Below are 21,403 nucleotides of genomic sequence, written 5' to 3'. Positions count from 1 at the left end.
TCGTCACCGCCACTCCCGCTTTGTGCACCCGCACGGAGGCCCAATCGTGAATCAACTCACGCGCAAGCTTGCGGCGCGCGCCGCGCGAGCCCTGCTCGCCGCGATGGCCGGCGCCGCCGCTCTCACGATGGCCGCCAGCGCGCAGGCTGAGCCGCAAGGCTTCCTTGAAACGATCAAGCATCACACGACGCTGATCAACACCGTGCCGGATAACGGCGACCAGAATCCGTACGCGCTCGTGGTCGCGCCGGTCAGCGCGGGCACCGTGAAGAAAGGCGACGTGCTGGTCGGCAACTTCAACAACTCGACGAACCTGCAGGGCACCGGCAGCACGATCATCAACTATCACCCGGACACCAGACAGATGACGGTGTTCGCGACCGTGCCGCGCGATCTGAAGGAATGCCCGGGCGGCATCGGCCTGTCGACCGCGATGACGATGCTGAAGTCGGGCTGGGTGATCGTCGGCAGCACGCCGAGCAACGACGGCACGACCGGCACCAAGGGCGCTGGCTGCCTGATCGTGATCGACCCGCAAGGCAAGATCGCGTCGACGATCTCGACGCCGAACATCAACGATCCGTGGGGCAACATGGCGGTCGTCGACAACGGCACGAGCGCAACGCTGTTCGTCAGCAACGCGGGCTTCGGCGTCGGCGACGCGCAAGGCAATCCGCCCGTGTTCAAGCAGGCCACCGTGCTGCGCCTCGACCTCGACGTGCCGGCAGGCAAGCCGCCCGTCGTGAAGCAGGAAACCGTGATCGGCAGCGGCTTCGGCGCGCAGGCCGACAAGGGCGTGTTCCTCGTCGGGCCGACCGGCCTCGCGCTGTCGGCCGATCAGAAACTGCTGTACGTGTCCGACGCGATCGGCAACCGCATCACCGAGATCGACGATCCGCTCACGCGCGACAGCAGCGCGGGCGTCGGCCGCCAGTTGACCGCCGACGGCCTGCTGCATCGTCCGCTCGCGATGGTCACCGCGCCCAATGGCCACCTGCTGGTGACCAACGCGTTGAACGGCCAGGTCGTCGAGATCGATCCGGCGACCGGCAAGCAGCTGTACGCACGCTGGATCGATACCGACAAGGCGCAATCGCCCCCCGGCAACGGCGACCTGTTCGGTATCGCGATGACGCCGGAAGGCGACGGCTTCTACTACGTCGAAGACGACGTGAACACACTGGTGCTCGCGAAGTAGGCGGCACCCACGCAGGTTTCAAGAAGGTGAACTGACCATGACAAACGATCACCCCCCACGGCCGTCACGACGCGGCTTCCTGAAGGCGGGGGGCGCGGCGGTCGCCGCCGGCGCGAGTCTCGGCGCGGGCCTCGCGACCTCGCCGCCCGCGCTCGCGAAGGCGCCCGCGCATAGCGCCCAGAACGCCGATCCGCAGTTCGCGGCCGAGCCGTTCTACGGTCCGCATCAAGGCGGCATCGTCACGCCGCAGCAGAGCCACACCTACGTCGCCGCGCTCGATCTGACCACCGACAAGCGCGACGAAGTGATCGCCCTGCTGCGCACGTGGACCGAAGCAGCCGCGCGCCTGACGCAAGGCGGCACGGCCTTCGCGCTGCCCGCCGGCGACGACGGCGGCGACCGGGCCGCCCCCGATTCCGGCGACGTGCTGGGCCTCGGCCCGAACGGTCTGACCGTCACGTTCGGCTTCGGCCCCGGCCTCTTCACGAAGGACGGCAAGGACCGCTACGGGCTCGCGTCGCGCCGCCCCGCCGCGCTCGTCGATTTGCCGCGCTTCAACGGCGATCAACTGATCAAGGAGAAGACCGGCGGCGACCTGTTCATCCAGGCGTGCGCGAACGACGCGCAGGTTGCGTTTCACGCGGTACGCCAACTGACGCGCCGTGCCTACGGCGTCGCCGCGATGCGCTGGGGCCAGGCCGGTTTTCTGTCCGGTCCGCGCGCTCAGACGCCGCGCAACCTGATGGGCTTCAAGGACGGCACCAACAATCCGTCGACCGCGAAGCCTGAGCTGATGAACCAGTTCGTGTGGGCTCGCGCCACCGACGACGCGCCGTGGATGGAAGGCGGCACCTACACGGTCGTGCGCCGCATCCGCATCACGCTCGAACACTGGGACAACACCGAGCTCGGTTTCCAGGAACAGGTGTTCGGCCGCCATAAGTACAGCGGCGCGCCGATCGGCAGCAAGCATGAATTCGACGCGGTGGATCTGAAGGCCGAGGACAAGGACGGCAACCCGGTGATCCCCGAGAACTCGCACGTGCGTCTGTCGAATCCGGCGAGCAACAACGGCGTGCAGATTCTGCGCCGCTCGTATTCGTACAACGAAGGCACGAACTTCTATATCGAGCGCTGGCCGCCGTGGCGCCAGGAAACCGAGTACGACGCGGGGCTGATTTTCATCGCGCACCAGAGCGACCCGCGCACCGGCTTCATCCCGATCAACGACCGGCTCGCGAAGTTCGACATGATGAACCAGTTCACGACTCACGTCGGCAGCGCGATTTTCGTCGTGCCGCCGGGCGCGAAGCCGGGTTCGTATGTCGGCGCGGGGCTGTTCGAGACGTGATGCAGCAAATGAAGCACGCCGGGCGTGCAGCGCCTGGCTCACTCAACACAATCAAAACGGACTTCTGCAACATGGCTCATTCCTGGTTTGCCACCCGTCTGCGCGCGCTCGGCAGCATGGCCGCGCTGTCGCTCACCGCGCTCGCGACGATGCCGTCGGCGGCTCACTCGGCGTCGATCACGCTGTACAACGCGCAGCACGAGCAGGTCGTCAATCTGCTCGCGAAGGACTTCGAAAAGCAGTCGGGCATCTCGGTGAAAGTGCGCAACGGCGAAGGCCCGGCGCTCGCCGCGCAGATCGTCGCGGAAGGCGCGGCCTCGCCCGCCGACGTGTACTTCACGGAGAACTCGCCGGAGCTGATGCTGCTCGAGGAAAAGGGTCTGCTCGCGAAGGTCGACGAAGCAACGCTCCGCGCGGTGCCGGCACGTTTCAATTCGCCAAGCGGTGTATGGGTCGCCGTGACCGCGCGCGAGAGCGTGCTCGCATACAACACGACGAAGCTGCAGCCATCGCAACTGCCGCAATCGGTGCTCGACCTCGCGAAGCCTGAATGGAAAGGCAAGGTCGGCATCGCGCCGAGCGACGCCGACTTCCTGCCTCTCGTTAGCGCGGTGCTGGCCCTGAAGGGTGAAGAGCAGACGCTCGCGTGGCTGAAGGGTCTCAAAGCCAACTCGCAGATCTTCGACGATGACGAAGGCGTGGTCGCCGCGGTCAATCGCGGCGGGGTCGCGGCCGGTCTGATCAACAACTACTACTGGGCGCGTCTGCATGCGGAAATCGGCGATGCGAAAACCCGCAGCGCGATCTATCACTTCGGCCACGGCGACGCCGGTGCGCTCGTCAACGTATCGGGCGCGGGCGTGCTGAAGTCCGCGCACAACGCGGACGGCGCGCAGAAGTTTCTCGCCTATCTGGTCAGCGAACGCGCACAGCAGCTGATGGCCAACAGCCACGTGATGTTCGAATATCCGCTGCACGCGGGTGTCGCGCCGGACCCGATCCTCAAGCCGTTTGCCGAACTGACTCCGCCCACGCTGACGATCCAGCAGCTCGGCGACGATAGCCAGGCCGGCAAGCTGCTACGTCAGGCAGGCCTGCTGTAAATGAGCGAAGCACTGTCAGCCGGTCCGCCGGCTGTCCCCCCAGCCCCGGCGCGCGGCCGGACGCGCGCGCCGCGCAGCCTTTTTGCGGCGGCAGCACTCAGCGCTTCGCTGGTGCTGCTGCCGATTGCGTTTACGTTCTGGCGCGCGGCGAGCTTCGGCATCGGCGACGCGCTCGATCTGATCTGGCGGCCCCTCGTCGGCGAGCTGCTCGTCAATACGGTGTTGATCACCGTCACGACTACCCTCGTTTGCGCGGTGATCGGCACGGCCGCCGCGTGGTTCGTCGAGCGCACGCATCTTCCCGGACGGCGCGCGTGGGCCGTGCTGTGCGCCGCGCCGCTCGCGATGCCGGCCTTCATTTCGAGCTATGCGTGGGTGTCCTTGAGCGAGGACTTGCAGGACTTCAACGGCGCGTTGCTGGTCTTGACCTGCGCGTATTTTCCGCTCGTCTATCTGCCGGTCGCCGCCGCGCTGCGCGGCATGGACCCGGCACTCGAAGAAAGCGCGCGCGCACTCGGCTGCAACCGCTGGACGAGTTTCGCGCGCGTCGTGCTGCCGCAACTGCGGCCGGCGCTGCTGGGCGGCATGCTGCTCGTCGCGCTCGGCGTGCTATCGGAATTCGGCGCGTTCACGCTGCTGCGCTTTCATACGTTCACCACGCAGATCTACGCGGAATATCGCACCAGCTTCGACGGCGGCGGTGCATCGCTGCTCGCGTGTCTGCTGATCGTGATCTGCCTCGTCGTGCTTGCGTTCGAGTTTCGCGTGCGCGGTGCAGCGCGCTATGAGCGCGTCGATCGCGGCACGCGCCGCGCGGTGTTGCGCTACGAGCTCGGCGGGTGGCGCTGGCTCGTCGTCGCGGGCTTTGCGCTGCTGACGCTTGCGACGCTCGGCGTACCGCTCGGCATGATCGGCTTCTGGCTCACGCAGCCGGGCGCGGCCGCCGTGACGCCGGCCGACGTATCGCCCGAACTGCTGTGGAACGCGACGTGTTCGTCGCTGGGTTTCGGCCTCGCGGCCGCCGCGCTGACCACGTTGCTCGTGGTGCCGCTCGCGTTTCTGCTGGTGCGTTATCCGACGCGTTTCGCGACGCTGTTCGAGCGCACCGTGTTTCTCGCGCAGGGCGTGCCGGGGCTCGTGATTGCGCTCGCGATCGTCTCGCTCGCCGTGCATGCGCTGCAGCCGCTCTATCAAAGCGCGACGCTGCTGATCGTCGCCTACGCGATCCTGTTCATGCCGGTCGCGCTCGTCAGCGTGCGCGCGGCATTCATGCAGGCGCAGCCGCGCCTCGAGGAAACCGCGCGCGCGCTCGGCCTTGACTGGACGCAGACGCTCGTGCGCGTCGTGCTGCCGCTCGCGGGCCCCGGGCTCGGCGCTGCCGCGGCGATGGTGTTCATCTCGGTCGTCACCGAACTGAACGCGACGCTGCTGCTGTCGCCGCTCGACACGCAAACGCTGGCGACCCAGGTGTGGGCCGACACGTCGACGATGGCGTTCGCCGCTGCCGCGCCGTATGCGGCGCTGCTGACCGGCATCTCGCTGTGCGCGTCGGGGCTGCTGTTCGCGCTGCTCGGCCGCTCGGCGCTGCTCGGCGAGCGCGGCTGACACGCGCCGGCTTTTTCATCGCTGCTTTTGTTCGACTACTTCGGATTTTCATGAGCGAACTTCGTATCCGCGGACTGCAGAAATCGTTCGACGGTCACCCGGTGCTGCACGGCCTCGATCTCTCGGTCGAGCGCGGCACGCTGCTCGCGCTGCTTGGGCCCTCGGGCAGCGGCAAGACCACACTGCTGCGCCTGTTGTGCGGCTTCGAGCGCGCGGACGGCGGCAGCGTCGAGATCGATGGCCGGCGCGTCGTCGGCGACAACCTGCACGTACCGTCGGAGCAACGCCGCATCGGCTACGTGCCGCAGGAAGGCGCGCTGTTTCCGCATCTGTCGGTCGCGGACAACATCGTGTTCGGTCTGCCACGCACGCAGCGCCGCGCGCGCCATCGCGTCGCTGAGTTGCTGGAGTTGGTCGGCCTGCCCGCGTATTTTGGCGAACGCGCGCCGCAGCAACTGTCGGGCGGTCAACAGCAACGTGTCGCGCTCGCCCGTGCGCTCGCACCCGCGCCGACGCTGATCATGCTCGACGAGCCGTTCTCCTCGCTCGACGCCGCGCTGCGCGTCGAAACGCGCCTGGCGGTCGCAAGTGCGCTGGCCGCGGCCGGCGCGACTGCCGTGCTGGTCACGCACGATCAGTCCGAGGCGTTGTCGCTCGGGCATGAGGTCGCGGTGCTGTGGAATGGGAGGCTGATCCAGACCGCGACGCCCGAAGTGCTATACCGCCGGCCGGTGACGCGCGAGCTTGCGTCGTTCATTGGCGAGGCGGTCTTGTTGCCGGGCATCGCGCAACAGGATCGCGCGAGTTGCGAGCTCGGCGAACTCGCACTGGTCGCGCCCGTCGGCCACGGTGCGGTCGACGTGATGGTGCGTCCCGAGCAGATCCGCCTGCTGCGCGCCGATGAAACCGCGCGCACAGGCGCCGAGCACGACGCGCTCGTCACTGACGTGATCTTCCAGGGGCAGGACGCAAGCGTCGCGCTGCAATTGCAGTCCGCGACGCGGGCGATGGTGCGCGCGCGCGTGCCCGGTTATCTGTGCCCGCGTCCGGGTGAGCGCGTGCGGCTCGCGGTCGAGGGTGAAGTGACCGCCTATTCGCGTGCCTGAACGGCTAAGGCTGGCACGCTCGGCTACCGCAGCGACAGATCCTGCACCATCTGCTGCGCCAGATAATCGCAGGTCGGCCGATCCGATTTCGCGCTGCGCGCGACCACGATTTCGAGCGGCGCGATTCTCGGCAGGCCTTGCGCGTCGCCGAGTATCGCGAGCCGCGGCGGCACGCTGCACCGCGTCAGCGCAATCACCGACAAACCGGCATCCACGGTCGCGACGAGCCCCATCAGACTCGCGCTGCTGAACGCCGCGCGATAACGGATGCGCGCGCCATCCAGCGCAGCCAGCGTGTGCTGGCGCGCGACGCAGCCCGGCTCGTACAACCCTACCGGCAACGGCGAGGCCTTCAGCACCGGCGTATCGACCGACGCCCCCACCCACACCATCGGTTCGCTGCGCACGAACTCGCCGCGCATCCTGCGGTCGCGCGTGACGAATGCGAGGTCGATCTTGTTGTCCGCGAGCATCGGCGCGAGTGCCGTGCTCTGCGCGCAGACGATCTCGATCTCGACGCGCGGATACAGCGTCGCGAAACGCCGCAACACCGGCGATAGCAGCGACGACACATAGTCGTCCGGCGCGCCGAGCACCACCCGCCCGGTCACCTCGGGCCGCACGATCGCCGACCACGCCTCCTCCTGCAACGCAAGCGCGCGCCGCGCGTATTCGAGCAGCGTACTGCCGGGCCGCGTCAGCGACAGGTTGCGCGTGTTGCGTGCGAACAGCGTCGTGCCGAGCATCGTTTCGAGCCGCTTGATCTGCATGCTGACCGCCGCCTGCGAGCGATGCACGCTCGCCGCCGCCTTCGTGAAGCTGCCCGCCTCCACGACCGCGACGAAGCTGCGCAACAGATCGACGTCGAATTCAGGGTTCACGATTTATCAACCTGGCTTATGGAATTGCTCAATTTAATTCGTTTGTGAACAGGTCGCAAGCGGCGCAATACTCGCAGGCATCATGTTTCGGAGTCGTTGCGCATGTCCCTCACCTCACGTCAACAAGGCGCGATCACGCTGGCGAGCGGCGGCCTGCTGATGGGCACGATCGGCGTTTTCGTCGAGGAGGCGCGGCTCGATGCGCTGACGCTCGTGTTCTTCCGCTGCCTGTTCGGCTTTCTCTCGCTCGCCGCCTATTGCGCGTGGAAGGGCTTTTTCACGCGCGCGCAGTTCACGCGCCGCACGGTCGCGCTCGCGCTGATTTCCGGCGTGCTGATGGTCACGCAATGGGTCGGCTTTTTCGATGCGATTCATCGCACCAGCATCGCGGTCGCGACCGTCGTGTTTCATGTGCAGCCGTTCTGGGTCGTGCTGATCGGCGCGGCGCTCTTTAACGAGCGGCTCGGCGCGGACCGGCTCGGCTGGATCGCGACGGCGTTCGTCGGGCTCGTGCTCGCGTCGGGCGTGATCGCGGCCGGAAACCTGCAAGGCCACAGCAGCTATCTGATCGGCTTGAGCGAAGCGCTGCTCGGCTCGCTGCTGTATGCGAGCGTCACGCTGATCGCGAAGAGCCTCGGCGAAATGCGCCCGCATCTGCTGACGCTCACGCAATGCGCGGTCGGCGTGATCTGTCTGCCGCTGATCGCGCCGCTCATCGCGCCTTTGACGCTCACGCATATCGGTCCGATGCAGTGGTTCTGGCTGATCGGCATGGGCGTACTGCACACGGGATTGTCGTATGTGCTGATTTACGGCGCGCTGCCCAGGCTCAGCACGCCAGTGATCGCGGTGCTGTTGTTCGTTTATCCGCTGACCGCGATCGTCGTGGATGCGCTCGTGTATGGCCGTGCGCTATCGCTCTCGCAACTGGCGGGCATGGCGCTGATCGTCGCCGCGAGTCTCGGCGTCAATCTGGGCTGGCCGTTGCTGACGCTGCTCCATCCGGGTGGGCGGGCACGCAGTCACGCGAAGTAAAGCGCGCCGCCCGCCCGGTTCTTACTGCGGCAGCGTCTCGCCCTTCGTCTCCGGCGCGAACGGAATCACGAACAGGCCGAGCACGAACACGAGCGCGGTCAACGCGATCGGCACGCCGAGCGTCTGCATATGCAGCACCGCCGCGCCGAGCAGAAAGTTGACGCCGGCGCCGACGAAGCGTCCAAACGACGTGCAGAACGCAAACGCCGTCGCGCGTACACGGGTTTCGAACTGCTCGGGCAGCCACAGGCTGAACAACGCGAAGTTGCCGCCGAAAAAGCCCAGCACGAACAGCCACGCGATGAACGGCGCGAGCCCGTTCGGCAGATAGAACGCCCAACCGAAGCTCGCCGCGATCGACACCGCCATCCCCGCGAAGTACACCGCGAGCGTCATCTTGCGGCCGATGCGCTCGGCCAGAGGCGGCAGCGCGAGACAACCGAGGATCGTGCCGATCGACAGCAAGCCGGTCGCGAGCGACGCGGTGCGAATCGAATCGCCCTTGGACATGCCGGCGCGCGCCGCCAGTTGGATCACCGCGGACGGCTCGTAGACGGCGCCCGCCCACAGCCCGATGATCGCGATCGTCAGCAGAATGCACGCGACCCATGTGCGACGCCGGTAAGCCGGCCCCATGATCTCGCGCAACGGCTTCACGCGCACCGTCTTTGCGTCGGCTTTCTGCCACTTCTCCGGCTCCTTCACGCGCAGCAGAATCAGAATCGCAACGACGACCGGTACCGCGCCGGTCAGGAACATCGCGCGCCAGCCGAAATGCACGCCGACCGTGTAATTGAGCGCAGCCGCGAGAAAGAAGCCCGCGTAGTAGCCGGTCTGCAGATAACCGGCGCCCATTTTGCGACGATCCTCCGGCCAGGCCTCGGCAACGTAGGTGCCCGCCAGCGCCCATTCCCCGCCGATCCCGACGCCCGCGATGAAGCGAAAAATACCGAGCTGCCACACATTGGTCGAGGTCGCGGCGAGCCCGGTGAAAATCGCGAACGTGAAGATGGTGGCGGCGAGCACCTTGGTGCGGCCGAAGCGATCGGCGAGCGGTCCCCAGATGAACGACAGTCCCCAACCGACCAGAAACAGCGCGAACAGGATCGATCCCGCGAGGCCGACATTCGACGGCGTCGCCGCGAAGCCCGAACGCGGCAACAGCTCGGTCAGCGCGGGCGTGAGCACCAGCGCGTAAATGAACGAGTCCATGCCGTCGAGCGTCCAGCCGGCCCACGCTCCCCAGAACCCTGCGATCTGCGAACGATTGAGCGGTGTGCGCTGACGCGCGACCGCTCGTCGGTCGGTCACTGTATTCATCATGCTCCTCCGGCCTACGATAGTTGAACGTAACGAAGAAAGGGACGGGCGCGCTTGGAGATGGCTCGACGACGTTGATTGATCGGCGATGTCCTCGTACAACTCATTCAGAGGACGGCGCGAGCACCTGCCTGGATGTGGTTCAAGACTTCCGGGTTTGCCCACGCTGAAATGCGCGTCTTTTCATATATAATATTTGATATCATGACCGACGCAACTGAAGGTTTTCCCCTGGAGGCGGCTATGTCCGGTTCGTTTCTTCCGGCCGCCGCGCCGCGCGAAAGCACCTCGCACATGATTGCTGAGGCGCTGCGCGCGGCGATCGTCGACGGCACGCTCGCGCCTGGCGCTCCGCTGCGCCAGGACGCGATTGCCCGGCATTTCCTGGTCAGTGCGATTCCCGTGCGGGAGGCGCTGCGCCAGCTCGAAAGCGAGGGCTGGGCACGCGCGGCGGTCCATAAAGGCGCGAGCGTCGCGCCGCTGTCCGCCAACGAAGCGCGCGAGATCTACGAGATCCGCTCGGCGCTCGAAAGTCTCGCGCTCGGCCTTGCGATTCCGCATCACACCGCCGCGACGCTGCGCGAAGCCGCGGACTTGTGCCGCGCCGCCGAGCGCGAAGAGGATCCGTCGCTATACGTCACGCGCAATGCCGCGTTCCATATGTGTCTCTACGCGCCCGCCGGCCGGCCGCAGCTCGAGGACATGATCGGCTTGCTGCACCGGCGCGGCGAACGCTATCTGCGCCTGAAGTTCGGCTTGCCGTCGTACAAGGGTGAGTCCGACAGTGAGCACGCCGCGCTGCTCGATGCCGTCGAGCGCCGCGATATCGCGACCGCGCAGTCGCTGGTGGTCGCGCATCTGCTCGGCACCGGCGAGCTTCTGCATCGTTTCCTGACCGAACGCGCGCGCGAAGAAGCGCTTGCGCATCAACCGAAGCCGCGCGGCCGACGCCCGCGCGTCACCACCGGGAGCTGATCGAACCGATGACCGAGCCGATGAAACACCCCGCCGAAGCCGCCGCATCGCGGTCCACTACCCGCTCGTGGACGACCCGGCGCGACGAAAAGAATCGCCGCCTCGCGGCCATCGCGCCGTGGCTCGAAGACGGCGTGCTGCCCACGCACCGCATCGTCGATGCGCTCGAAACGCTGATCCAGCCCGGCGAGCGCGTCGCGCTCGAAGGCGACAACCAGAAGCAGGCCGACTTCCTGTCGCGCTCGCTCGCCACGGTCGATCCGCACAAGCTGCACGACCTGCATCTGCTGATTTCGAGCATCAGTCGTCCTGAGCACTTGACGCTGTTCGAGCGCGGCATCGCGCACAAGGTCGATTTCTCGTTCGCGGGGCCGCAGAGTCTGCGCGTCGCGCAACTGCTCGAAGACGGCCAGCTCGAAATCGGCGCGATCTATACGTATGTCGAGCTGTATGCGCGCATGTTCGTCGACCTGACGCCGCACGTTGCACTGCTGTGCGCGGACAAGGCCGACCGTCACGGCAATCTGTACACCGGCCCGAATACCGAGGACACGCCGACGATCGCCGAGGCCGCCGCGTTCCGTCACGGCATCGTGATCGTGCAGGTCAACGAGATCGTCGACGAATTGCCGCGCGTCGACATTCCGGGCTCGTGGGTCGACGTGGTCGTGCAGGCGGACCGGCCGTTCGCGGTCGAGCCGCTGTTCACGCGCGATCCGCGTCATATCGGCGACTTGCAGGTGCTGACCGCGATGATGGTGATCCGCGGCATCTACGAGCCGTATGGCGTCACGTCGCTGAATCACGGCATCGGCTTCGATACCGCGGCGATCGAACTGCTGCTGCCCACCTACGGCGAATCGCTCGGTCTCAAGGGCAGGATCTGCCGCAACTGGACACTCAATCCGCACCCGACGATGATCCCCGCGATCGAATCGGGTTGGGTCGACAGCATCCATTGCTTCGGCAGCGAGGTCGGCATGGAGGCGTATATCGAGGCTCGCCCCGATGTGTTCTTCACCGGCAACGACGGCAGCCTGCGCTCGAACCGCGTGCTGTGTCAGTTGGCCGGGCAATACGGCGTCGATCTGTTCATCGGCTCGACGCTGCAGATCGATGCGGACGCGAATTCGTCGACGGTCACGCGCGGACGGCTCGCCGGTTTTGGCGGCGCGCCGAACATGGGCCACGATCCGCGCGGCCGGCGTCATTCGAGCGAGGCGTGGCTGAAGCTGTTGAAGGGCGACGGCGCGGTGTCGCGTGGCCAGAAGCTCGTCGTGCAACTCGCGGAAACGTACAAGAAAGGCGGCGAGCCGACCTTCGTCGATGAACTCGACGCGGTCGCGGTCGGCGCGAAAAACGGCATGCCGATCGCGCCGGTGATGATCTACGGCGACGACGTGAGCCATGTGGTCACCGAGGAAGGCATCGCGCATCTGCACAAGGCCGAAGGCATCGACGAGCGGCGCGCGGCGGTCGCGGCGGTGGCCGGTGTCACGCCGATCGGTCTGCGCGCGAAGCCCGAGAAAACCGCGGAATTGCGCCGGCGCGGCATCGTCGCGTATCCGGAAGATCTCGGCATCCGGCGCGGCGACGCGAAGCGTTCGCTGCTCGCGGCGCGCAGCATCGACGATCTGGTCACGTGGTCGGGCGGACTGTACGCGCCGCCCGCGCGCTTCCGGAGCTGGTGACGATGGCGTCCGCTGCTGTTCTTGAACGGTTGGACGCGCCGCTCGCTTCAGTCCTGCGCGATGCGTGCGGCACCTCGCCGGTCGCGCCGTTTTCCGACGCCCGACTCGCGCGCGACGCGATCACCGCGCTGATCGACGAGGCGGAGCTCACGCCGAAGCCCGCGCTCGTCGACCGGCGCGGCAGCGGCGCGCATCGCGACCTCGATCTCGCGATCATGCGGCGCTCCGCGCACGCGCTCGAACCGACCTTCGCGGCGCTGGCGCGCACGGCGCGCCGCCGCGGCGAACCCTCGGCGCTGCTGCGCGCCGAGCTCGCGCAGATCGGCCGCGCGGGCGAACAGGAGATGATGCAGGCGACGGGAGGGAGCAATGCGCATCGCGGCGCGATCTGGATCATCGGCTTGCTGGTTGCGGGCGTGGCGCTCGAAACGGCTTCGAGTTCCTCCATGCGTGCGCACAGACCTGGCGGTCCCAACCGTGTCGATACCTCGCGCATCTGCACGCTGGCCGCGCAGATCGCCTGCTTCCCGGACCGCTTCGCCGCTTCGTCCGATAGCCACGGCGAACGCGCGCGTCGACGCTATCAGGTCGGTGGTGCGCGGCGCGAAGCGCAGGACGGCTTTCCGCACGCGCTCGACGTGGGTCTGCCGGCATTGCACGCGGCCCGCGCACGCGGCCTCGACGAAAACGCCGCGCGCATCGATGCGCTGCTCGCGATCATGAGCACGCTCGACGATACCTGCCTGCTGCATCGCGCGGGACTCGCGGGCTTGCATGCGGGGCAGCGCGGCGCGCGGCGCGTGCTCGACGCGGGCGGCAGTTCGACAGCCGCGGGCCGCGTCGCGCTCGACGCGCTCGAACGCGAACTGCTGTCGCTGAACGCATCGCCGGGCGGCGCGGCCGATCTGCTCGCCGCCACCCTCTTTCTCGACATGCTGGCGCATCGCGACGCCAGCCGGAGCTGAGCCTCATGGAACATCTGACCTTCGACTATCCGGCGCAACGCGCCGTCACGAACCGCGCGCACGTCGGCGTGGTCGGCTCGGGCGATCTGGAAGTGCTGCTGTCGCCTGCCGCCGCCGATCCAGGCGGTGCGGCGCTCGCCGCGCACGTGGTGGTGCGCACCAGTGTCGACGGCTATAGCCACATCTGGAAGAGCGTGCTCGACCGCTTCTTCACGCGCTACGACGGCGCCGCGCACATCGAGATCAACGACTTCGGCGCGACGCCGGGCGTGGTCGCGTTGCGGCTCGCCGAAGCGGTCGAAGCGGCCGAGGAAGGAGACAGCGTATGAGCACGAGCGCCAGCGTACATAGCGCGCCGCTGCTGCGCGAAAGCTTCATCGAACTGCCCGCGCGCGAGCGCGCCCGCTCGCTGCTCGACGCGGGCAGCTTCCGCGAACTGCTCGGACCGTTCGATCGCATCGGGTCGCCGTGGCTGCCCTTGCAGGGCATCGTCTGCCAGGCCGACGACGGTTGCGTAATCGCGCGCGGCACGATCGACGGCGAACCGGCCGTGGTCGCCGCGATCGAATCGGCGTTCCAGGGCGGCAGCATCGGCGAAGTGTCGGGCAGCAAGATCGCCGCGGCGCTCGAGATGGCGCTACGCGACTGCGAGCGTGGCAAGCTCGTGCGCCCGGTCGTGCTGTTCGAGACCGGCGGCGTGCGGTTGCAGGAAGCGAACCTTGGGCTTGCGGTCATCGCCGAGATTCAGGCGGCGATCGTCGCGCTGCGCCGGCGCGTGCCGGTGGTCGGCGTGATCGCGGGCATGGTCGGCTGCTTTGGCGGCATGTCGCTCGCGGCCGCGCTGTGCTCGTATCTGATCGTGACGAAGCAGGGACGGCTCGGCATGAACGGACCTGAAGTGATCGAGCAGGAAGCCGGTATCGAAGAACTCGATGCGAGCGATCGCCGTCGCGTATGGCAACTGATCGGCGGCGAGCAGCGCGTGGCGAGCGCGCTCGCCGACACACTCGTCGACGACGATGCCGAGGCCGTGCGCTCCGCCGTGCGCGCCGCGTTCGCGCAAGGCGTGCCGGCCACGCATCGCAGCGAGCAGGTCGACACGTTCTTGCAGAGGCTCGCGCGGATCGATCCGGCCAGCGTCACGCCCGAGACGCTGCGTGATGTGTACAACCCGCAAGGGCGCGATGCGTCGAACAAGGAGCAGGCATGAACGACACGACACTCACGCGCGGCGCGCGCTGGTTCAATGCACTTGCCGGTGAACCGTCGAGCGCGGCGCCCGTCTGGAGCGGCGATGCGCCGCTCGGCGGCGACACCGCGCGCTTCATCACGGTCGTGCCCGATCCCGCGAACCGTTTTCCGCGCGCGACCACCAACGTGGTCGGGCTCGAACAAGGCTGGCAACTCGCGCGCGCGGTGCGTGAAGCGATCGAAGCGGATACGGGTGTGGACGCCGGCACGCGCCGCCCGATCGTCGCGATCGTCGACGTGAAGAGCCAGGCGTACGGCTATCGCGAAGAAATGCTCGGCATCCACCTCGCCTGCGCGGCCGCCGTCGACGCCTATGCGAGCGCGCGCGACGCCGGCCATCCGGTGATCGCGCTGATCGTCGGTCCGGCGATGTCCGGCGCGTTCCTCGCGCACGGCTATCAGGCGAACCGCATCGTCGCGCTCGATGCGCCCGGCACGATGGTCCACGCGATGGGCAAGGAAGCGGCCGCGCGCGTCACGCGCCGCACGGTCGAAGAACTCGACGAACTCGGCGACACGATCGTGCCGATGTCGTATTCGATGGCGTCGTTCGCGAAGCTGGGGCTGCTCGATCAGTTGATCGAAGGCATCGACGCGGACGCGCCCGACGCGGCACAGATCGAGCGCGTGCGCACGGTGCTGGTCGAGCAGATTCGCAGCGCGCGCGAGGGGGATCGTACGCTCGCGCGTCGGCTGGAATCGGCGGCGGCGCGGCAGACTCGCGCGGCGTCGATCGAGGTGCGGCGGCGTCTTGCCGAACAATGGGATGCCGTGTGATGCGCGTGTGTGCGGCTGCGCCCTTCTCCACCGTGCACGCCACGTCGTGCGACGCGCGGTGGCGGCCGCATGATCTGCTGCGCTTGCGGCGGCTGGACTTGCCCGATGACGAACCGGCGTGGGTTCGCGACGCGTTCGAACGCGCGCCGTATGCGGTCGTCCGACGCGCGCTCGCCGCTGATGGTTTCGTCGCGATCGGCGTACGCGGTGCGAAGCGAGCGCAACGCTACGGCACATGGGTGCATGCGGACGATATCGTCGGTGCCGTGCCGCCGGAATCGCTCGCGCAAACGCAAGCCGATGCTGGACGTGATGCATTGCCCTCGTTCGTTGCACTGCTTTCGTTGCAACGTGATTCGGGCGGTCCGCTTGGTGGATTCGCTTGGGGACCTATTGGCAGCACCGGCTTTGAACTGGCGACGCACGTGCCGACTGTCAACGAAACGAGCGACCTCGATCTGTTGATCCGCGTGCCGCAACCGCTGGCGCTGAATGTCGCGAGTGCTTTGCTGGAGCAACTGCAAACGCTCGCGGCGCATATCGGTATCCGCATCGATGCGCAACTCGAAACACCCGCGGGTGGCGTGGCGCTCGCGGAATGGGCCGCGGGCAAGGCGCGCGTGCTTGCCCGCGATGCGAGCGGCCCCCGCTTGATCGCCGATCCGTGGGCGGCGGTTGCTCACCATGGCATTGCCTGATGCTCGCGCTTCTGTTCCCCGGCCAGGGTGCGCAGAGCGAAGGCTTTCTGCATCGACTGCCGCAGCATCGCGCGGTACAGGACACGCTCGCTGAAGCCTCCGACACACTTGGCATCGACGTGCTGACGCTCGACTCAGCCGACGCTTTCGATTCGACGGTCGCGGTGCAACTGGGCTTGACCGTCGCGGGCGTCGCGATCATGCGCGCGCTCGCCGATGAAGGATTGGCGGCGGAGATCAGCGCGGGACTGTCGATCGGCGCGTATGCGGCGGCGGTCAGTTGTGGCGCGGTGGCGTTCCGCGACGCGCTGAAGATGGTGCAGCGACGCGCCGAGCTGATGGAAACCGCTTATCCGGCGGGCTATGGTCTCGCGGCCGTCTCCGGCTTGAGCGAGCAGCAGGCGGAAACGCTCGTTGCACAGCAGGCCGCGGAGCAACGGCAACGCGTGTATATCGGCAACGTCAATGCACCGCGCCAGATCGTGATGGCCGGCGCGGACGATGCGCTCGACGGGTTCATCGAACGCGCGCTCGCGGCCGGCGCGCGCAAGGCCACGCGGCTCGCGGTCAGCGTGCCCTCGCATTGCGAATTGCTCGCGCGTGCGAGCGACGAACTGCTGGCGTACTCGCGCACATTGCATGTTGAAAGACCGCGCGGTGTTTATATCGGCAATCGCGGCGGACGCCCGTTATATACGGCCGATGCGATTCGCGAGGATCTTGCGACCAATATGCGTTACACCGTGCGCTGGTTCGATGCGCTGACCGTGATGCAGGAAATGGGCGCGCAGGTGCTGGTCGAGGCGCCGCCGGGGCAGGTGTTGACAGATATCGTGAGAGAGAATTTTTCTGAGGTCAGTGCGCTGGCTGCGAGTACATTGCCGTTTGACAGGTTGGTGGGGACGGTACGCAGGCGGTTGGAGCGTGGCTGACGGGGTGTGCTTTGCGGTGTGCGAACTCTGCTCAGAAGAATCATTCCGGCAGCCTCAGACAGACAAAGGTCGCGTCTGGTCCATGCTGCTTCGGCGCGCCCGGAGAAAAGAGCTGCCTGCGCCTGACGCAGTCCGGATCTGCGCAAACGGCTGACGCCGAACCCGGGGAGGACGCGCATCGCGCAGATCGCCTTGACTGGTGTTCCTTCGAGGCGAGAACCGGGTCCCGTTTACATATTTTTTATACCCCAGCACGTGGTCTTACCACGGCGTTTACGCCCTCTTTCATAGGCTTGATCTTGGAAAGATCCGTCATGGGAGGGCATCGTCATGGATCTGGTTTACCTCATCGCCATCGCCGCATTCGGGGGGCTGGTCACAGCGCTTGCGGTCGGCTGCGACAAGCTCCGCCGCGCCCCCGGAGGCCGTCCATGACTTCCTGGATGACGTGGCTCGCCGCAGTGTCGACGCTCTTACTGTTTGTCTACCTCGTGTACGCCCTGCTGCGAGCGGAGGCCCTCGAATGAACGCCAATAACCTGTTCCAGACAGGACTTTATATCGTCGTGCTGATAGCGCTCGCGATTCCGCTTGGCCGCTACATGACCAGCGTGCTTGACGGCTCGTCCGTCGTCGTGCGGCGTATCGGAAGGCCGCTGGAGGCGGTGTTATACAAGCTCGCTGGCGTCAATCCCGAAGCCGAAATGGCATGGACGCACTATGCCCTCGCCTTGATCGTTTTCAATGCGCTCGGCGCGCTGGCCGTGTACGGATTCCTGCGCCTCCAGCAATGGCTGCCGGCAAACCCGCAGGGTTTCGGCCCGATGACCGCCGACGCTGCATTCAATACGGCCATCAGCTTTGTGACCAATACGAACTGGCAGGATTACACGCCGGAGTCGACCGTCAGCTACCTGACGCAGATGGCCGCGTTAGCCGTTCAGAACTTTTTTTCGGCCGCCACCGGTATTGCCGTCGTCGTAGCACTGATCCGCGGCTTTGCACGCCATACGACGAAAACCATCGGCAACTTCTGGGTCGACCTCACGCGCATCACGCTTTACATCCTCGCGCCGCTCGCGACGGTCATCGCGCTCGTATTCATCAGCCAGGGTGCGATCCAGAACTTCGAGTCATACAAGGACGTCGCCACGCTGCAGGTCACGACCTACCAGACGCCCAAGACCGATGCCCAGGGCAACCCGGTGAAGGATGCGAAGGGCAATCCGGTCATGGTCGACAACAAGGCCGACAGGCAGACCATCGCCATGGGGCCCACCGCATCGCAGGAAGCGATCAAGATGCTGGGCACCAATGGGGGCGGCTTCTTTAACGCCAACTCCGCGCACCCGTATGAAAACCCAACGCCGTTCGCGAACTTCGTGCAGATGATCGCGATGCTCGTCATTCCTGCGGCGTTGTGCCTTGTGTTCGGCCGGATGGTAGGCGACCAGCGCCAGGGATACGCCATCCTCGCCGCGATGACGATCGCCTTCGCGGCCGCCTGCTGGGTGGAGATTTCCTCCGAGCAGGGCGGCAATCCGCTGCTTGCCTCGCTGCATGTGGATCAAACCGCGTCCGCCTTGCAGCCGGGCGGCAACATGGAAGGCAAGGAGACGCGCTTCGGCATCGCGCAGTCGGGGATCTTCACCGTTGCGACGACGTCGGCTTCATGCGGCGCGGTCAATAACATGCACGATTCGCTCACGCCGATCGGTGGCATGGTCCCGCTACTGCTGATTGAACTTGGCGAAGTGATCTTCGGCGGTGTGGGCTCCGGGCTATACGGGATGCTTGTGTTCGCGTTGCTCGCGGTATTCGTCGCCGGGCTCATGATCGGCCGCACGCCCGAGTACGTCGGCAAGAAAATCGAGTCGTACGAGATGAAGATGGTGTCGATTGCCGTGCTGCTCACGCCATTACTCGTACTGTTAGGCGCGTCGGTTGGTGTGCTGACGGCAGCGGGTGTGGCTGGAATCGCCAACCCCGGTCCGCACGGGTTCTCTGAAATCCTCTATGCGTACAGCTCGGCCGCGAACAACAACGGCAGCGCATTCGCCGGCCTGTCGGTCAATACGCCCTTCTACAACGTGACGCTCGCGATCGCGATGTGGTTCGGGCGCTTTGGATCGATTGTTCCGGTGCTTGCCATCGCCGGTTCGCTCGCGGGCAAGAAGCGCATTGCCGTTACCGCCGGTACGCTGCCCACGCATGGTCCGCTGTTCGTCGTGCTGCTGCTCGGCACCGTGGTACTGGTCGGTGCGTTGACCTATGTGCCCGCGCTCGCGCTCGGCCCGGTCGTCGAACACCTGATGATGATCTCGGCTCACTGATTTCGAGGACAGCATGACTACCCATACCCAACCGCCTGTCCATCAGCCGGGCAATATCGGTCAGGCGCGCACCGCGGCCGGGTCGATGTTCGATCCGACGCTGGTTCGCCCGGCAATCGTGGACTCCTTCAGGAAACTCACGCCGCGAACCCAGCTGCGCAACCCGGTGATGTTCTGCGTCTACGTCGGCAGCCTCCTGACGACGATCCTGTGGTTTGCTGCGCTCGCCGGCCAGGCCGAGGCGCCTGCGGGGTTCATCCTCGCGATCGCGCTGTGGCTGTGGTTCACGGTGCTCTTTGCGAACTTTGCCGAAGCGCTGGCCGAAGGCCGTTCGAAGGCCCAGGCCGCGTCGCTGCGCAGCGCCAAACATAACGTGGTGGCAAAGAAACTGCAGGAGCCGCATCCGAAAGCGCCGATCCGCATCATGGCCGCGAACGATCTGCGCCGCGGCGACGTCGTGCTGGTCGAGACAGGTGACGTGATCCCGGCCGACGGCGAAGTGATCGAAGGGGTGGCGTCGGTCGACGAATCGGCGATCACCGGCGAATCCGCACCGGTGATCCGCGAGTCGGGCGGCGACTTTTCATCGGTGACGGGTGGCACGCGCGTGCTGTCGGACTGGATCGTCGTACGCGTCAGTGTGAACCCGGGTGAAGCGTTCCTTGACCGCATGATCGCGATGGTCGAAGGCGCGAAGCGTCAGAAGACGCCGAACGAAATTGCACTGACGATCCTGTTGGTCGCGCTGACGCTGGTTCTGCTGTTCGCTACCGCCACGCTGCTGCCGTTCTCGATGTTCTCCGTCGAAGTGGCAAAAGCCGGCCACGTCGTGACGATCACCGCGCTCGTTGCCCTGCTCGTGTGCCTGATTCCAACGACGATCGGCGGCCTGCTGTCGGCGATCGGTGTTGCGGGCATGAGCCGCATGATGCAGGCGAACGTGATCGCGACCTCGGGCCGTGCTGTTGAAGCCGCCGGCGACGTAGACGTGCTGCTGCTCGACAAGACCGGCACGATTACGCTCGGCAACCGTCAGGCCTCGGCCTTCATACCGGCACCGGGTGTCACGGAGGAAGCGCTCGCCGACGGCGCACAGCTGTCGTCGCTTGCCGACGAGACGCCGGAAGGCCGCAGCATCACTGTGCTCGCGAAGCAGCGTTTCAACATCCGCGAGCGCGATATGAGCTCCTTGCACGCGACCTTCCTCGCGTTCAGCGCGCAGTCGCGGATGAGCGGCGTCGACCTGTCCCCCAAGGGGACTTCCTCCGGGACGCCGGGCCGCGAGATCCGCAAGGGCGCGGCAGAAGCGATCAAGCACTACGTCGAAATGCACGGCGGGCAGTTTGCATCCGAGGTCGAGAGCGCCGTGACGGATGTCGCGCGACGTGGCAGCACACCGCTCGTGGTGGCGGAAAAACACGGCGACGTAGCGCGCGTGCTGGGTGTGATCGAGCTGAAGGACATCGTCAAGGGCGGCATCAAGGAACGTTTCGCCGAACTGCGCCAGATGGGCATCAAGACCATCATGATCACCGGCGACAACCGGCTGACCGCCGCGGCGATCGCGGCCGAAGCGGGCGTCGACGATTTCCTCGCCGAAGCCACGCCGGAGGCGAAGCTCACGATCATCCGCACGCATCAGGGTGAAGGACGCCTCGTCGCGATGACCGGCGACGGCACCAATGATGCCCCCGCACTCGCGCAGGCCGACGTCGCGGTGGCCATGAATACGGGCACGCAGGCGGCTAAGGAAGCCGGCAACATGGTCGACCTCGACTCCAACCCGACGAAACTGATCGAGATTGTCGAGATCGGCAAGCAGATGCTGATGACGCGCGGGTCGCTCACGACATTCTCGATTGCCAACGACGTCGCGAAGTATTTCGCGATCATCCCGGCGGCGTTCGCGACGACCTATCCGCAGTTGCGGGTGCTCGACGTGATGCATCTGAGTTCGCCGGCCTCCGCAATCCTGTCGGCAGTGATCTTCAATGCGCTGATCATCGTAGCGCTGATCCCGCTTGCGCTCAAGGGCGTGAAGTACCGACCGCTGGGGGCTGCCGCACTGTTGCGCCGCAACCTGCTGGTCTATGGGCTCGGCGGAATTCTGCTCCCGTTTCCGTTCATCAAGCTGATCGACATGATCATGTCCGCGTTTGGCTGGGTTTGACACAAGGAGCGCA

At 66.3% G+C, this 21,403-nt stretch carries 19 protein-coding genes; 17 read left to right on the top strand and 2 right to left on the bottom strand.

The window, feature by feature from the left end:
- Window positions 1–103 precede the first annotated feature (103 nt).
- From HWY30_RS09975 to HWY30_RS09955, 5 genes are all read left to right on the top strand, one after another.
- On the top strand, window positions 104–1,198 hold the full coding sequence (locus tag HWY30_RS09975) for an NHL repeat-containing protein (RefSeq protein ID WP_221307775.1): 1,095 nt from the start codon (window positions 104–106) through the stop codon (window positions 1,196–1,198).
- 37 nt (window positions 1,199–1,235) lie between these two features.
- Window positions 1,236–2,549, top strand: a complete 1,314-nt coding sequence (efeB, locus tag HWY30_RS09970; RefSeq protein WP_090806135.1) for an iron uptake transporter deferrochelatase/peroxidase subunit — start codon at window positions 1,236–1,238, stop codon at window positions 2,547–2,549.
- Window positions 2,550–2,620: 71 nt separating this feature from the next.
- Entirely contained in the window at window positions 2,621–3,652 is a 1,032-nt protein-coding gene (locus HWY30_RS09965; protein ID WP_090810079.1) for an iron ABC transporter substrate-binding protein, read from the top strand.
- The gene (locus tag HWY30_RS09960; RefSeq protein WP_090806137.1) at window positions 3,653–5,257 is read left to right on the top strand and encodes an ABC transporter permease; all 1,605 of its coding nucleotides are present in this window, start codon (window positions 3,653–3,655) and stop codon (window positions 5,255–5,257) included.
- A gap of 50 nt (window positions 5,258–5,307) precedes the next feature.
- Window positions 5,308–6,363: an ABC transporter ATP-binding protein gene (locus tag HWY30_RS09955; protein ID WP_090806139.1), complete on the top strand. Its 1,056-nt coding sequence runs from the start codon at window positions 5,308–5,310 to the stop codon at window positions 6,361–6,363.
- Between the two features lie 23 nt (window positions 6,364–6,386).
- On the opposite strand, the gene HWY30_RS09950 is transcribed toward HWY30_RS09955, so the two are convergent.
- Window positions 6,387–7,244 (bottom strand): LysR family transcriptional regulator, encoded by an 858-nt coding sequence (locus tag HWY30_RS09950; RefSeq protein WP_090806141.1) that lies wholly within the window; start codon window positions 7,242–7,244, stop codon window positions 6,387–6,389.
- A 102-nt stretch (window positions 7,245–7,346) separates the two neighbouring features.
- Here HWY30_RS09950 and HWY30_RS09945 point away from each other — a divergent pair, with 102 nt between their 5' ends.
- Complete coding sequence (locus HWY30_RS09945) at window positions 7,347–8,279, top strand: DMT family transporter (RefSeq protein ID WP_090806143.1); 933 nt, start codon at window positions 7,347–7,349, stop codon at window positions 8,277–8,279.
- 21 nt (window positions 8,280–8,300) lie between these two features.
- On the opposite strand, the gene HWY30_RS09940 is transcribed toward HWY30_RS09945, so the two are convergent.
- Window positions 8,301–9,599, bottom strand: coding sequence for an MFS transporter (locus HWY30_RS09940; protein WP_176078874.1), 1,299 nt, complete (start codon window positions 9,597–9,599; stop codon window positions 8,301–8,303).
- Window positions 9,600–9,803: 204 nt separating this feature from the next.
- Here HWY30_RS09940 and HWY30_RS09935 point away from each other — a divergent pair, with 204 nt between their 5' ends.
- The 11 genes from HWY30_RS09935 (at window position 9,804) to kdpB (ending at window position 21,390) form a co-directional block, all read left to right on the top strand.
- Window positions 9,804–10,574, top strand: a complete 771-nt coding sequence (locus HWY30_RS09935) for a GntR family transcriptional regulator (RefSeq protein ID WP_090806147.1) — start codon at window positions 9,804–9,806, stop codon at window positions 10,572–10,574.
- Window positions 10,575–10,594: 20 nt separating this feature from the next.
- Window positions 10,595–12,265, top strand: coding sequence for a malonate decarboxylase subunit alpha (mdcA, locus tag HWY30_RS09930; protein ID WP_090810083.1), 1,671 nt, complete (start codon window positions 10,595–10,597; stop codon window positions 12,263–12,265).
- Window positions 12,266–12,267: 2 nt separating this feature from the next.
- Complete coding sequence (locus tag HWY30_RS09925; protein WP_090810081.1) at window positions 12,268–13,230, top strand: triphosphoribosyl-dephospho-CoA synthase; 963 nt, start codon at window positions 12,268–12,270, stop codon at window positions 13,228–13,230.
- A 5-nt stretch (window positions 13,231–13,235) separates the two neighbouring features.
- The gene (locus tag HWY30_RS09920; protein WP_090806149.1) at window positions 13,236–13,559 is read left to right on the top strand and encodes a malonate decarboxylase subunit delta; all 324 of its coding nucleotides are present in this window, start codon (window positions 13,236–13,238) and stop codon (window positions 13,557–13,559) included.
- A complete protein-coding gene (locus HWY30_RS09915; RefSeq protein ID WP_090806151.1) occupies window positions 13,556–14,440 on the top strand; it encodes a biotin-independent malonate decarboxylase subunit beta in 885 nt (294 codons plus the stop codon). Before HWY30_RS09920 ends, HWY30_RS09915 begins: the two co-directional genes overlap by 4 nt.
- Window positions 14,437–15,258, top strand: coding sequence for a biotin-independent malonate decarboxylase subunit gamma (gene mdcE, locus HWY30_RS09910; RefSeq protein WP_090806153.1), 822 nt, complete (start codon window positions 14,437–14,439; stop codon window positions 15,256–15,258). The genes HWY30_RS09915 and mdcE overlap by 4 nt, the downstream gene beginning before the upstream one ends.
- Window positions 15,258–15,956, top strand: coding sequence for a malonate decarboxylase holo-ACP synthase (locus HWY30_RS09905; protein ID WP_090810085.1), 699 nt, complete (start codon window positions 15,258–15,260; stop codon window positions 15,954–15,956). Before mdcE ends, HWY30_RS09905 begins: the two co-directional genes overlap by 1 nt.
- Window positions 15,956–16,888: a malonate decarboxylase subunit epsilon gene (mdcH, locus tag HWY30_RS09900; protein ID WP_090806154.1), complete on the top strand. Its 933-nt coding sequence runs from the start codon at window positions 15,956–15,958 to the stop codon at window positions 16,886–16,888. Before HWY30_RS09905 ends, mdcH begins: the two co-directional genes overlap by 1 nt.
- A gap of 431 nt (window positions 16,889–17,319) precedes the next feature.
- The gene (kdpF, locus tag HWY30_RS09895) at window positions 17,320–17,415 is read left to right on the top strand and encodes a K(+)-transporting ATPase subunit F (RefSeq protein WP_090806156.1); all 96 of its coding nucleotides are present in this window, start codon (window positions 17,320–17,322) and stop codon (window positions 17,413–17,415) included.
- Window positions 17,412–19,220 (top strand): potassium-transporting ATPase subunit KdpA, encoded by a 1,809-nt coding sequence (gene kdpA, locus HWY30_RS09890; RefSeq protein ID WP_090806157.1) that lies wholly within the window; start codon window positions 17,412–17,414, stop codon window positions 19,218–19,220. The genes kdpF and kdpA overlap by 4 nt, the downstream gene beginning before the upstream one ends.
- An 85-nt stretch (window positions 19,221–19,305) precedes the next feature.
- Window positions 19,306–21,390, top strand: a complete 2,085-nt coding sequence (kdpB, locus tag HWY30_RS09885; protein WP_090810086.1) for a potassium-transporting ATPase subunit KdpB — start codon at window positions 19,306–19,308, stop codon at window positions 21,388–21,390.
- The last annotated feature ends 13 nt before the right edge of the window (window positions 21,391–21,403 follow it).

It is taken from the genome of Paraburkholderia tuberum STM678 (genome assembly GCF_902833905.1).
Taxonomy (GTDB): Bacteria; Pseudomonadota; Gammaproteobacteria; order Burkholderiales; family Burkholderiaceae; genus Paraburkholderia; species Paraburkholderia tuberum.
This window is presented reverse-complemented; position numbering and strand designations above follow the sequence as displayed.